Raw genomic sequence first — 13,484 nt, 5'->3', positions numbered from 1 at the left:
CTGACCGGATCCGTCCGGTCCGGTTCGGGTGGCTCGGACCAAGTCCCGGCGAACGACGTCGGGCACGTGGCAGGGTCCGCGCGGACCCGCTCACCACGACTGCAGAAGGAGAAGCAGATGGCAACGCGCAGCAAGGCGTACCGCGCCGCGGCCGAGAAGATCGACCGCGAGAACCTGTACAGCCCCCTCGAGGCGGTCCGCCTCGCCAAGGAGACCGCGACGGTCAAGTACGACGCGACCGTCGAGGTCGCGTTCCGCCTGGGCGTCGACCCCCGCAAGGCCGACCAGATGGTCCGCGGCACGGTCAACCTGCCGCACGGCACCGGCAAGACGGCCCGCGTGATCGTCTTCGCGAACGCCGCCAAGGCCGAGGAGGCCGTGGCGGCCGGCGCCGACGAGGTCGGCGGCGACGACCTGATCGCCAAGGTCGCGGCCGGCTACACCGACTTCGACGCCGCCGTGGCGACGCCGGACCTCATGGGCAAGGTCGGTCGTCTGGGCAAGGTGCTGGGCCCCCGTGGTCTGATGCCGAACCCGAAGACCGGCACCGTGACGATGGACGTGACCAAGGCCGTGTCCGACATCAAGGGCGGCAAGATCGAGTTCCGCGTCGACAAGCACTCGAACCTGCACTTCATCATCGGCAAGGCGTCCTTCGACGAGAAGGCGCTGGTGGAGAACTACGCCGCCGCGCTCGACGAGGTCCTGCGTCTCAAGCCGACGTCGTCCAAGGGCCGGTACATCACCAAGGCCACGATGACGACGACGATGGGCCCGGGCATCCCGCTCGACCAGTCGCGCACCTCGAAGCTGCTCGACGAGGCCTGATCGAGGCGTGATCCCGGCAGGGACCCGCTGAACCACCGCCGACGGCCCGGCACCCGCGAGGGTGCCGGGCCGTCGGCGTCCCACCGGAACACGGCGGTGGGCCGGGTCATCGACCGTGGTGATGGCCCTCGAGGCCGGGCAGGTCCGGGAGGTGGTGCTCGCCGTGGGGCACGGCCCGTGCGCCTGCCTCCGTGTCGGTCAGGCCGGCGGACGCGACCGTGGAGACGGCCACGGCACCCGCGAAGAGGATCGCGAGCGACACGGCGGCGCGCGGTCTCCTCCCGGCGGCCGTCGCCGCGGGCCCGGTCCGGGACCCGTCGGGCCGGTCGGCGTCCGGCATGCCGCGCGCCGGTCGGGCCGTGGCTCCCACCACGCAGGCGGCGGCGAGCTGGAGGGAGGCCGCCGCGGCGGCCGCGCCGACGTGGGTTCCCTCCGCGACGCCCAGCGCGATCCCGAAGACGCTTGTCACGGCGAGAGCCCCGACGGCGACCCGCGCGAGCACGGCGGGATCGGCGCCGCGTATCGGCGTCCCGCGCAGGACGAGCACCGCCACCACGAGCTCGGTCGCGCCGACGACCAGCGAGAACACGCCGTGGGGGCGAGGGAACGCGCCCCGCACAAGGCCCATGTTGACCAGGCCGGCGCCGACCAGCGCGAACGCGACGAGCAGGCGGGCCAGGGGCGCGGTCCGGGTCATGCCGTCGCGACGCCCGTCTCGGCGCGGCGGTCCGCGCCCAGCCCGACGCCGAGCAGCAGGAGGGCGCTGGCAAGGTGCAGCACGTTGTCGGCGCCGTTCAGCGCGATGATGTTCGCGCCGGTGCCGACGAGGAAGAGGCCGAGGACGCCGACCAGCAGGTAGACCGCGCCGACGGTCACGTTGACGCTCTTGGCCGCCGCGACCGAGCGCGAGGCCAGGAGCAGAGCGGCTCCGATCGCGACGTGGATGATGTTGTGCAGCGGGTTCACCTCGAAGAACAGGAGCTTCTCGCCCTCCGTGGCGGCGAAGCCGACGCCCGAGGTGACGACGAACCCGGCGAGGCCGACCAGCAGGTAGACGGCGCCGAAGACTGCGGCGAGGAGACGGTTCGCGGACGAGCCCATGGTGGCTGCTCCTTCTTCTGTCGGGCGCGGGGTGGTCCCGCGCTCGGAGGTGGTTCGGAGCGGCCGCCCGGTCGGATGGGCCCCGGTGTATCACGCGGTGCGGGTCGTCCTCTTTCCGTGCGATGACGAGTACGCAGCACCGCACGAGCGCTGCCGGAGGAGGTCCGTGCATGTCCATGCAACTTCCTCCTGCCGCGTCGTCGGGCCGCGCCGTAGGCTCGGAGGCCCCGGGGCGCGGCAGCCCCGGCTTCTCGACGAGCCCTCACGAGGTGCGAACAGCCATGACACGAGCCGCTGAGGAACCACTCGGTGGGACGCCCGACGCCGACGAGAGCCTGGGCGACCGGGCCGCGCGGGCGGTCCTGGAGTTCCGGGAGGGCCGCACCGACGCCCTGTCGGACCTGGTCCGGGAGGCGACGCCGTTGCTGTGGCACACGGTGCGCGCCCAGGGCGTCGACCGGGACGTCGCCGACGACGTGGTGCAGTCCACGTGGGCGGCGCTCGTGCGGCACGCGGACACGATCGCCGAGCCGAAGGCCGTGCTGAAGTGGCTCCTCGTGACGGCCCGGCGGGCCGCCTGGGAGACGGTGCGCAAGGGGCGTGCGGACCTGCGCCGCCGCACCGAGCTGCCGGACGACGTGACCGAGGGCGCCGCGGCGCTGCCGGACGCCCGCCCGGGCCCGGAGGCCGAGGTGCTGACCGACGAGCGCGACCGGATCCTCTGGTCGTCGCTCCGCCGGCTCCCGGAGCGCTGCCAGGAGCTGCTGCGACTCGTCTCGCTCGCCGACCGCCCGGACTACAAGGCGATCTCGGCGTCGATCGGCATGCCGGTGGGAAGCATCGGCGCCACACGGGGACGGTGCCTGGCGAAGCTGCGCGCCGTCCTCACGGAGCATGGGGAGGCCTCGTGGACATGAGCCAGAAGCACGAGAACGCGTGGGGCGAGCCCGTGCCCGGTGAGGACGAGGCCCTGGACGCGCGCGACGTCGCCGTCCTGGGGCGGCTCGGACGCGCCTTCGAGGTGGTCGACCCCGTGCCCCAGGGGCTCGTCGAGCGGTCGCTCTTCGCGATGACGCTCGCACGGCTCGAGGCAGACGTGATGGAGCTGCAGCAGATCGAGGCCCCCGCCGGGTCCGTGCGCGGCGACGCCCCGCCGCTCGAGGCGCGCACCATCACGTTCACGCACGAGCGCCTCACCGTGATGATCGCGCTGTCCACGGACGACGACGGCACCCACGTGCGCCTCGACGGCTGGGTCGCGCCCGCCGCGACGCTCGTCGTCGAGCTGAGGCAGCCGGACGGCGAGCGCACCACCACCGCCGACGACGACGGCCGCTTCGCCTTCACCGGCGTCGACCGCGGCCCCACCAGCCTGCTCGTACGCCTGCCCGACGGCGGCGACGTCACCGTCGCCACGCCGGTCATCGAGCTCTGAACGAACCGATCTGCCCGCATGACTGAGGGGCGAGGACTCTTGCACGCCGCCGCTAGGCGTGCCCACTCGAGGAGGAGCAGGTGAGCGAGACCCCAGACCAGGCCGCCGGAGCGGCGGTGCCGGACCCGAACCACGACTATCGGCCGGTGCGTTTCCTGGACCCGTCTCTCGTGCGGCGCCGGCCTGGCGTCCCGCAGGTGCGACCCACGTGGTACGTCGCCGACAGGGTCATCGTCCAGGGGCCTCCGCCGCGGCGCTTCACCGAAGGCCCGGAAGGCCCGGCGGACGTGCGTCGAGTGGCGTCGATCGCGAGTGCCGGGGAGGACGCGGAGCTGTCCGACCTCACCGAGATCGAGCGACTCGCACACGAACGCGGCTGCACCCTCGCCCTCGAGGCGGCCGGACGGCGACGAACTCGCCGCTCGACCGGTGGTCCCTCCGCGGACGACTGCGACGACGACTTCGCGTTCGCGCTCCGTCTGGTCCCCGAGAAGGACGGCGACGAGCCCGACGCCTGGGAGATCGTGGAGGCCCTCGGCGGCACCCTCGAGCTCGGTGGCGAGCATGGGTGTCGGCGCGTCAGCCTTGATCACGTGATGCTGGCGCGCCCGTTCACGAGTTCGCCCTTCACGTCGTCGCCGTTTACGAGTTCGCCGTTCACGAGTTCGCCCTTCACGTCGTCGCCGTTCACGAGTTCGCCCTTCACGTCGTCGCCGTTCACGAGCTCGCCCTTCACGTCATCTCCGTTCACGAGCTCGCCGTTCACCTCGTCCCCGTTCACGTCCTCCCCGATGCGAGGGATGGCGGAGTACGCGATGCCCGGATGGGGTGGACGTGCGCCTGTCGCCTGGCTGGGCGACCGACCCGCGCGGCAGCACGCTGACGGGCCGACGCCGTACGTCACCGAGGGCGGCATGCTGCGACCGTTGGTGGCGATCGTCGACACCGGGCTCGGGACCCACCCCTGGTTCGGGACCTACGACATCGCGGAGGGGGACGATCCTGCCGCGGAGCTCGACGGCAACGGGATCGTCGTGCGGAACGCGGTCCTGCCCGACGGGCGGCCGATCGGGACCCAGCCCGTCCCCGCGCGGCGGAGCGAGGACGCCGAGATCGGCGGAGCCAGCGCCTCCTCGCTGACCGGTCCTCTCGACCCCGTCGCCGGGCACGGCACCTTCATCGCCGGCATCGTGCACCAAAAGTGCCCCGATGCGGCCATCCTGCCCGTCAGGGTGGTCGGTGGCGACGGTGTCGGCGCGGAGTCCGACCTGGTCACGACCCTCACCCGGCTGCTGGAGTTCCACCAGCTCGGGCTGGAGGCAGATGTTGTTCCTGGCGACGGCGGCGCTCCCGTCGACGTCGTCGTGCTCTCCCTGGGCTATTACCACGAGGAGGCCGAGAATCTCGGCGTGACCGACGCGCTGCGCGCCGTGATCGACGAGCTGCGGTCGAGCGGCGTCGTGGTCGTGACGGCTGCCGGGAACGACGGCACGACCCGGCCGAGCTTTCCCGCCGCGCTCGCGCCCCTCGTCGAGCGGACGCGCGACCCGCACGACGGCCGTGTCCGGGCTCGGGCGATCGGGTCGACACCCGCGGACCGGGACGGCGCGCCGCCGGTGCTCGCGGTCGGCGCAGAGAATCCTGATGGAACGACGGCGCTGTTCAGCAACGACGGTCGCTGGGTGACGACGACGCGGTGCGGCGCCGCGGTGGTGAGCACGATTCCCACCACCCTCGACGGTCCGATCACCCCCTCGTTGCGGATCGAGGACCGGTATGGCACGGGGCACCGGGCTACCCTCGATATCGAGGGCTTTCAGGGAGGGTTCGCGACCTGGAGCGGGACGTCGTTCGCCGCGCCGGTCCTGGCCGGCGAGATCGCCTCCACGCTGGCGGAGCGACGCGACGGACGGACGCCGGCCGTCGCGCCTTCGGGACGGGACGGTAGCGTTTCGCCGGAACAGCGGCTGCGTCTGGATGATGCCTGGGCGGCCGTCGCGGAGCACACGGGGCTCACGCCTCCGGAGGGCGCTGCGATGAACTGATCGGGGAGGCGAGGCCTTGGGCGAGGATCCCGTCGTTGCGTTGCGTGGGGCGCTCGACCGAGCCCTCGACAACGATCGCGTCCGGCGCCGATTCGGACTGGCAGTGCGTCAGTACAGAGCGGTGCGTCGTGAGCTCGGGCGCCTCGCGCCTACTGCCCCGGCGGCTGTGGCGGAGCTGCACGTGCGCGCTCTGGTGGGTGAGTCCCGGTGCATGTCCGAACAGGGGGCGGCCACGGAGGACTGCCTGGCACTGCTCGCCGAAGCGCGGTGGTGGGCGGAGATGAGCGGAGACCCTGCGCTCGTGGCGCTGGTCGACGGCCGACGTGGACTGCTGCGTCTGAGGCGCGGACAGCTCGACGACGCCCTGATCGACTTCTCCAGCGCGGAGAGAGGGCTCCCGGACGGTCCCGACCTCGGCGCGGTGTACCTCAACCGCGGGTCGCTCCGTCTCGAACGCGGCGAGACGGAGCTGGCGGCGCGTGACTTCGAGCGGTGCGTGTCGATCACGAGCGCCGGGGTCGAACCGGCGCTCCACGCGATGGCGGCTCACAACCTCGGCTACGCGCTCTTCCTCCGTGGCGAGCTCCCTGCCGCGCTGCGTTCGATGGCGGAGGCGGCGCGGGTCGCGCCGCCTGAGCACGCCGGGGTGGGCCTGATGGACAAGGCGGCGGTGCTCTACGAAGCGGGCCTGCTCACCGACGCGGAGGAGGCGCTCCGGCAGGCGGGACAGCTGCTCTCGTCCACCGCGGCCCGGCGTGACCTGCTCGACGCGAGGCTCGCTCGCGCCCGGTGCCTGGTCGGGCTCGAGCAGTACCTGGAGGCCGTGGTGCTCGCCCGGAGCGTGCGGTCGTCCGCGCGTCGTACGGGAGATCGGCTCCTCGAGCTTCGTGCGGACCTGATCGGACTGGATGCCCGGCACGGGAAGATCATCGACCAGGGCGCGCAGCCCGCGCGCGTCCGGCGGCTCGCTCGGGCGGCCGAGCAAGTGCTCGACCGCGCCACCGCCGTGCCCGGAGGGGCGCGACTGGCCGCCGACGTCTCTCTCGTCGCCGCCGACGCGCTTGCGCGCGCGGGCGACGTCGACGCGGCACTGGGCCACCTGCGGCGCCTTCCGTCCCGCTCCGGTTTGGCTCTGGGGACGCGGCTGCGTGCCGAGGCAGTTCGAGCCCTCGTCGCGTTCGGGCAGGGCGACCGGCGGCGCGGACTTGCGGCAATCCGTCGGGGGCAGGGCCTGCTCGCTGTGCAGCGCCAGCGGCTGGGCGCCGTCGAGGCGGTCACGGCGGCGGCTGCGCATGGCGTCCGGCTCCAGGGCGTGGACATCGTGGCGGCGCTGTCCCAGGGGAGCGCGGACGCCCTCTTCGACGCGCTCGAGCGAGGGCGCGCCACGTTCGCCGGTTCAGGGAGGGTGAGGCCGTCGACGGACGGCGAGACCGCTGCGCTGGTGTCGGCGGCGCGGAGCCTGCTGGACCAGGCGCGTGCGCTCGAGCTCGAGAGTTCCGAACCGTCGCGCGAACCCTTGGAGCTCCGGCGCGAGGCGAGGCGGCTCCAAGACCGTGCGCGTGAACGGTCATGGCAGGCCGGGGGCGAGATCGAGGCCCCGCGCGCGGCAACGGCGCGGGCGATCCGCGCCGAGCTGCGCGCCGCGGCGTCGGATCGGGTGGTGCTGAACCTTGCGCTCTATCGAGGGAAGGTCCTCGCCGTCCGCGTCGACCGGTCAGGCGCCCGGGTCAGGGAGCTCGGTCAGGTCGACGACGTCGTCGAGCGAGCGCGCCGCGTCCGTGCTGATCAGTACGTGCTCGCCAACCCACTGATCCCCGCGCCGATGAGGGTGGCTGCCCTGCGATCGCTCGAGCGCGACCTCGCCTGGTTGGACGCCACATTGCTCCGGGACGTCGACCCCGAGGTCCCCCTCTTCGTCGCGGCTCGTGGCCGTCTGGTCTCGCTGCCGTGGGCATCGCTCCCGTCGCGTCGAGGGACGTCGACCGTGGTGAACTCGTGGGTCGCACGGGGGAAGGCCGAGTGGTCACCCGGTCCCGCACTCGTGGTCGCAGGTCCGGAGCTGCGGCACGCCCCTGCCGAGGCAGATGCTGTCGCGAACGTGTGGGGTCCGGGGACGACCGTCCTGGCCGACGCGCGGGCCACGTGCGAGACCGTGGCTCGCGAGCTCGACGGGCACGCGATCGTCCATCTGGCAGCGCACGGTCAGCACGAGCCCGACAACCCGGTCTTCTCGAGCGTGCGCCTCGCGGACGGGCCGCTGTTCGCGCACGAGCTCGATGGTACGGATCTCGCACGGTGTGTCATGGTGCTCTCGGCGTGCGACGTCGGGTCCGTCAGCATCAAGCACGGCGGTGAGCCCCTCGGCCTGACGAGCGTGCTGTTGCGCATGGGAGCGCGTGCCGTGGTCGCGAGCGTCGCGCCGTTGCGCGACGAGGTCGCGGTGCGCGTGATGCCGGCGCTGCACCGAGGCCTCCGCGACGGGCTCCGCCCCGGGGAGGCGCTCGCCCGTGCCGTCGCGGACGAGCCGGAGCCGGTGCCGCTGGTGTGCTTCGGGCCGCTCGTCCTGTGATGTGGACGACACCTTGTGCTCACCCCCCGCCACCGGTGTGATGTCGGAGCCGAACTCGGCAGCCCGCCGCAAGGCGGGGACAACCGACGGAAGGACGTTCGATGAAGACACGCGCCACTCGCGTCATCGCTGGTCTGCTGCTCGCCGCCACCGCCGTGGTGGGCGCCGCGGCAACGGCGTCGGCGGAGCCCCCGGGCCCGCAGCACCCGTTCAGCTCCCACTGACGGCAACACGTCGCTGTCAGAGCGTGGGCGGCGGTTCGGCACGAGTGTGCCGAACCGCCGCCCGTCGTCGTGTACAGTTCTCGGGTAACCCAAGACCGCCGGTCGTCCGACGCTGCCCGGGCTCGCCCCAGCAAGCCGAAGACCGAAGTCCCGTGAGAGCGGGGGCCTGCGTAGGTGACACGACGACGATCACACAGCCTGGCTGTGAGCTCCGAGCCCCGTGCGCACCTGCGCCGGGGCTCTTTCTCTTGCAGGTACCGGTGGCACCACCACCGGAAGGATTGCCATGGCGAGGCCGGACAAGGCAGCCGCTGTCGCGGAGGTCGCGGACAAGTTCCGTGACGCGAACGCGGCCGTGCTGACCGAGTACCGCGGGCTCACCGTCGCACAGCTCAAGGAGCTGCGTCGGTCGCTCAGCGGCAACGCAACCTACGCCGTGGTGAAGAACACGCTGACGTCCATCGCGGCCAAGGAGGCCGGGATCGACGCGTTCGAGGCCGACCTCAAGGGTCCGTCCGCGATCGCGTTCGTGACCGGCGACCCGGTCGAGGCCGCCAAGGGTCTGCGTGACTTCGCCAAGGCGAACCCTGCACTGGTCATCAAGGGCGGTGTCCTTGACGGGAAGCCGCTGACCGCTGCAGAGGTCACCAAGCTCGCGGACCTCGAGTCCCGCGAGGTCCTGCTGGCCAAGACGGCCGGCGCGATGAAGGCCAAGCTCTTCCAGGCTGCCTACGCCTTCAGCGCGAAGCCGGCCCAGGCCGCTCGCGTCATCGATGCCCTGCGTCAGAAGCAGGAATCGGAGGCCGCTGCCGCCTGACGGCGGTGCGGCAAGCACAACCCCCTCCCTTGCTTCTGCGGGGCCGTACGCCCCAGGACGCACCAACCGAAAGGAACGCCATCATGGCGAAGCTCAGCACCGACGAGCTCCTGGCCGCCTTCGAGGAGCTCACGCTCATCGAGCTCAACGAGTTCGTGAAGGCCTTCGAGGACAAGTTCGAGGTCACCGCCGCCGCTCCCGCCGCCGTCGCGGTCGCCGCCCCCGCCGCCGGCGGTGCCGGTGGCGCCGAGGCCGCCGAGGAGAAGGACGAGTTCGACGTCATCCTCGAGGCCGCCGGCGACAAGAAGATCCAGGTCATCAAGGAGGTGCGCGCGCTCACGTCCCTCGGCCTGAAGGAGGCCAAGGACCTCGTGGACGGCGCCCCGAAGCCGGTCCTGGAGGCCGCGAACAAGGAGACGGCCGAGAAGGCCAAGGCTGCCCTCGAGGGCGCCGGCGCCACCGTCACCCTCAAGTGATCGCCGCGGCCTAGCCGCGCATCGCTTCCGCGAGGCCCGCATCCCCTTCGGGGGGTGCGGGCCTCGCTGCGTGCGGGCGGTAGGCCGGCAGGACGCCGCGGGGGAGCGGGCCGGTTGTGGAGGTGTCGTGTCGTGACCGACGTCGCGCGCCGGCGCCTGGCCGCGGCCGCCTACCACGGGTTAGGCTGGTCCGACAACCGTTTCTTGGGCGGCATATGGCGGCCACCGAGACAACGTCCTCAAGACCCAGAACCGAGGGCGTCCGCTCGTGTGCCCGCGCGAGTTGGACAAACGATGAAGTTCTGGCTACGCTAGCGCTTTGCGCTCGCTTGTGCCCCGACGCCTCCCCGCCGACGATGCCCGCCCTCCGTGATCACGTCTTCGTGACCCCTGGGGCGGTCCACTCCCGCGGTCCGGCGCCTCCAGCCCTCGCAGAGCGTACAGCGTGCCATCGAACTGCAGGGAAGGACCCCTCTTGGCTGCCTCGCGCACCCCTTCTGTTCCGTCCGCCGACGCCATCGCGAACCGCACCGCTTCCCGCCGCGTCTCCTTCGCCAAGATCTACGAGCCGCTCGAGGTCCCCGACCTCCTCGGGCTGCAGACCGAGAGCTTCGACTGGCTCCTCGGCAGCCCCGCCTGGCAGGCCCGGGTCGAGGCGGCCACCGCCGCCGGCCGGTCCGACGTCCCCGCGACGTCGGGCCTCGAGGAGATCTTCGAGGAGATCTCGCCGATCGAGGACTTCGGCCAGTCGATGTCCCTCTCCTTCTCGAACCACCGCTTCGAGCCGCCGAAGTACACCGCGGACGAGTGCAAGGAGAAGGACTTCACCTTCGCCGCCCCGCTGTTCGTGACGGCCGAGTTCGTGAACTACACGACCGGTGAGATCAAGAGCCAGACGGTGTTCATGGGCGACTTCCCGCTCATGACCGCGCGTGGCACGTTCATCATCAACGGCACCGAGCGCGTCGTCGTCTCGCAGCTGGTCCGTTCCCCGGGCGTCTACTTCGAGCGCACCCCCGACAAGACGAGCGACAAGGACGTCTTCTCGGCGAAGGTCATCCCGTCGCGCGGCGCCTGGCTCGAGTTCGAGATCGACAAGCGCGACGCCGTCGGCGTGCGCGTCGACCGCAAGCGCAAGCAGCCCGTCACCGTCCTGCTGAAGGCCCTCGGCCTCACGGAGGCGGAGATCCGCGAGGAGTTCGCGAACTTCCCGTCCGTGCTCGACACCCTCGAGAAGGACCACGTCCACACCCAGGACGAGGCCCTGGTCGACCTGTATCGCAAGATCCGTCCGGGCGAGCCGCCCACGGTCGAGGCCGGTCGCGCGCTGCTCGAGAACTTCTACTTCAACCCGAAGCGCTACGACCTCGCGAAGGTCGGTCGCTACAAGATCAGCAAGAAGCTGGGCGTCGACGCGCCGCTCGCGGACTCGACGCTGTCCGTGACCGACGTCGTCGCGACGATCAAGTACCTGGCCGCGCTGCACGCCGACCTGGAGACCATCCCCGGCACCCGCGACGGCCAGCCCACCGAGGTCCGCGTCGAGACCGACGACATCGACCACTTCGGCAACCGGCGGATCCGCGCCGTCGGCGAGCTCATCCAGAACCAGGTGCGCACGGGCCTGTCCCGCATGGAGCGCGTGGTCCGTGAGCGCATGACGACGCAGGACGTCGAGGCGATCACGCCGCAGACGCTGATCAACATCCGCCCCGTGGTCGCGTCGATCCGCGAGTTCTTCGGCACCTCGCAGCTGTCGCAGTTCATGGACCAGAACAACCCGCTCGCGGGCCTGACGCACAAGCGTCGTCTGAACGCCCTCGGCCCGGGTGGTCTGTCCCGCGACCGCGCCGGCATGGAGGTCCGTGACGTCCACCCGTCGCACTACGGCCGCATGTGCCCGATCGAGACCCCTGAGGGCCCGAACATCGGCCTCATCGGCTCGCTCGCGTCGTTCGGTCGCATCAACCCGTTCGGCTTCATCGAGACGCCGTACCGCAAGGTCACCGACGGCAAGGTCACGGACGAGATCGTCTACCTGACCGCCGACGACGAGGACCGGCACATCATCGCCCAGGCGAACACCGAGCTCGCCGTCGACGGCACGTTCCTCAACGACCGCGTCCTGGTGCGCACCAAGGGCGGCGAGACCGACGACCTGCCGCCGGCCGAGATCGACTACATGGACGTCTCGCCGCGCCAGATGGTGTCCGTCGCGACGGCGCTCATCCCGTTCCTCGAGCACGACGACGCGAACCGCGCGCTCATGGGCGCCAACATGCAGCGCCAGGCCGTGCCGCTGGTGCGCTCCGAGGCGCCGCTGGTCGGCACCGGCATGGAGCGTCGTGCGGCGGTCGACGCCGGCGACGTCATCGTGGCGACCAAGCCCGGCGTGGTCACCGAGGTGTCCGCGGACCTGGTCCTCGTCGCGAACGACGACGGCACCACGGGCTCCTACCGCGCGGCGAAGTTCCGCCGCTCGAACCAGGGCACCAGCTACAACCAGCGCGTGCTCGTGGACGAGGGCCAGCGGGTCGAGGTCGGCTCCGTGCTGGCCGACGGCCCGGCGACCGACGAGGGCGACCTCGCGCTCGGCCGCAACCTGCTCGTCGCGTTCATGTCGTGGGAGGGCCACAACTACGAGGACGCGATCATCCTGTCGCAGCGCCTCGTGGAGGACGACGTCCTGTCCTCGATCCACATCGAGGAGCACGAGGTCGACGCCCGCGACACCAAGCTCGGGCCCGAGGAGATCACGCGGGACATCCCGAACGTCTCCGAGGACGTCCTGGCGGACCTCGACGAGCGCGGTGTCATCCGCATCGGTGCCGAGGTCGGCGCGGGCGACGTGCTGGTCGGCAAGGTCACGCCGAAGGGCGAGACCGAGCTCACCCCGGAGGAGCGCCTGCTGCGCGCCATCTTCGGCGAGAAGGCCCGCGAGGTGCGCGACACGTCCCTCAAGGTGCCTCACGGCGAGCAGGGCACGGTCATCGGCGTCCGCGAGTTCAACCGCGAGGACGGCGACGAGCTGCCCGCCGGCGTGAACCAGCTGGTCCGTGTCTACATCGCCCAGCGCCGCAAGATCACCGTCGGCGACAAGCTCGCCGGCCGTCACGGCAACAAGGGCGTCATCTCGAAGATCCTGCCGCAGGAGGACATGCCGTTCCTCCCCGACGGGACGCCGGTCGACGTCATCCTCAACCCGCTGGGCGTGCCCGGCCGCATGAACGTCGGCCAGGTCCTCGAGACGCACCTCGGGTGGGTCGCGAGCCGTGGCTGGGACATCGAGCTGGCCGAGGGCAAGGACCTCTCCTGGAAGGAGACCCTGCCCGAGGTCGCGTCGAAGTCGGAGCCGGGGACGCCGGTGGCGACGCCGGTGTTCGACGGCCTCGAGGAGTCCGGCCTGCGCGGCCTGCTCTCCACGACGCTGCCGAACCGCGACGGCGACCGCATGGTCGCGACCGACGGCAAGGCCCGGCTCTTCGACGGCCGCTCCGGCGAGCCGTTCCCGGACCCGGTGTCGGTGGGCTACATGTACATCCTCAAGCTCCACCACCTGGTCGACGACAAGATCCACGCGCGCTCGACCGGCCCGTACTCGATGATCACGCAGCAGCCGCTGGGTGGTAAGGCGCAGTTCGGCGGCCAGCGCTTCGGCGAGATGGAGGTGTGGGCCCTCGAGGCGTACGGCGCGGCCTACACGCTGCAGGAGCTGCTCACCATCAAGTCCGACGACGTCCCGGGCCGCGTGAAGGTCTACGAGGCGATCGTCAAGGGCGAGAACATCCCCGACTCGGGCATCCCGGAGTCCTTCAAGGTGCTCCTCAAGGAGATGCAGTCGCTGTGCCTGAACGTCGAGGTGCTCTCGAGCGACGGGACCTCCATCGAGATGAAGGAGTCCGACGACGAGGTGTACCGCGCCGCGGAGGAGCTGGGCATCGATCTGTCGCGCCGCCCCAACTCGGCTGCCACGGTCGACGAGATCTGAT

Annotated in this window: 12 protein-coding genes; 9 read left to right on the top strand and 3 right to left on the bottom strand. The window is 71.5% G+C overall.

What is annotated here, in order from left to right; genetic code table 11:
- Positions 1-117: 117 nt before the first annotated feature.
- Complete coding sequence (gene rplA / locus ACH443_RS15450) at positions 118-828, top strand: 50S ribosomal protein L1 (RefSeq protein ID WP_429764795.1); 711 nt, start codon at positions 118-120, stop codon at positions 826-828.
- 106 nt (positions 829-934) lie between these two features.
- Here the strand turns inward: rplA and ACH443_RS15445 are convergent, their stop codons facing one another.
- Together ACH443_RS15445 and ACH443_RS15440 are read right to left on the bottom strand one after the other, a co-directional pair.
- Complete coding sequence (locus ACH443_RS15445; protein WP_430590787.1) at positions 935-1,525, bottom strand: hypothetical protein; 591 nt, start codon at positions 1,523-1,525, stop codon at positions 935-937.
- Positions 1,522-1,929, bottom strand: a complete 408-nt coding sequence (locus ACH443_RS15440; RefSeq protein ID WP_429764792.1) for a DUF4383 domain-containing protein — start codon at positions 1,927-1,929, stop codon at positions 1,522-1,524. Before ACH443_RS15440 ends, ACH443_RS15445 begins: the two co-directional genes overlap by 4 nt.
- 281 nt (positions 1,930-2,210) lie before the next feature.
- On the opposite strand from ACH443_RS15440, the gene ACH443_RS15435 reads away from it, so the two are divergent.
- Positions 2,211-2,846: an RNA polymerase sigma factor gene (locus ACH443_RS15435; protein WP_429764791.1), complete on the top strand. Its 636-nt coding sequence runs from the start codon at positions 2,211-2,213 to the stop codon at positions 2,844-2,846.
- On the top strand, positions 2,843-3,364 hold the full coding sequence (locus tag ACH443_RS15430; RefSeq protein ID WP_430590786.1) for a carboxypeptidase-like regulatory domain-containing protein: 522 nt from the start codon (positions 2,843-2,845) through the stop codon (positions 3,362-3,364). Before ACH443_RS15435 ends, ACH443_RS15430 begins: the two co-directional genes overlap by 4 nt.
- Before the next feature lie 589 nt (positions 3,365-3,953).
- Here the strand turns inward: ACH443_RS15430 and ACH443_RS15425 are convergent.
- Positions 3,954-4,145 carry a hypothetical protein gene (locus tag ACH443_RS15425; RefSeq protein WP_430590785.1) on the bottom strand — a complete coding sequence of 64 codons (192 nt, stop codon included), beginning with the start codon at positions 4,143-4,145 and terminating at the stop codon, positions 3,954-3,956.
- A 133-nt stretch (positions 4,146-4,278) separates the two neighbouring features.
- On the opposite strand from ACH443_RS15425, the gene ACH443_RS15420 reads away from it, so the two are divergent.
- From ACH443_RS15420 to rpoB, 6 genes are all read left to right on the top strand, one after another.
- The gene (locus tag ACH443_RS15420; RefSeq protein ID WP_430557166.1) at positions 4,279-5,409 is read left to right on the top strand and encodes a S8 family serine peptidase; all 1,131 of its coding nucleotides are present in this window, start codon (positions 4,279-4,281) and stop codon (positions 5,407-5,409) included.
- 16 nt (positions 5,410-5,425) lie between these two features.
- Positions 5,426-7,978: a CHAT domain-containing protein gene (locus tag ACH443_RS15415; RefSeq protein WP_430590784.1), complete on the top strand. Its 2,553-nt coding sequence runs from the start codon at positions 5,426-5,428 to the stop codon at positions 7,976-7,978.
- Positions 7,979-8,079: 101 nt separating this feature from the next.
- Positions 8,080-8,202 (top strand): hypothetical protein, encoded by a 123-nt coding sequence (locus ACH443_RS15410; RefSeq protein WP_281251988.1) that lies wholly within the window; start codon positions 8,080-8,082, stop codon positions 8,200-8,202.
- A gap of 286 nt (positions 8,203-8,488) precedes the next feature.
- Positions 8,489-9,019, top strand: a complete 531-nt coding sequence (gene rplJ / locus ACH443_RS15405) for a 50S ribosomal protein L10 (RefSeq protein WP_429764782.1) — start codon at positions 8,489-8,491, stop codon at positions 9,017-9,019.
- 83 nt (positions 9,020-9,102) lie between these two features.
- Positions 9,103-9,495: a 50S ribosomal protein L7/L12 gene (gene rplL, locus ACH443_RS15400; protein WP_429764780.1), complete on the top strand. Its 393-nt coding sequence runs from the start codon at positions 9,103-9,105 to the stop codon at positions 9,493-9,495.
- A 475-nt stretch (positions 9,496-9,970) separates the two neighbouring features.
- Positions 9,971-13,483 carry a DNA-directed RNA polymerase subunit beta gene (gene rpoB / locus ACH443_RS15395; protein ID WP_429764778.1) on the top strand — a complete coding sequence of 1,171 codons (3,513 nt, stop codon included), beginning with the start codon at positions 9,971-9,973 and terminating at the stop codon, positions 13,481-13,483.
- Position 13,484 lies beyond the last annotated feature (1 nt).

Origin of the sequence: Isoptericola sp. NPDC019571, from assembly GCF_044389385.1 — a bacterium.
Classification (GTDB): domain Bacteria; phylum Actinomycetota; class Actinomycetes; order Actinomycetales; family Cellulomonadaceae; genus Isoptericola; species Isoptericola nanjingensis.
Note: the sequence above shows the minus strand (reverse complement) of the source record. Positions and strands in the feature narration are given on the sequence as shown.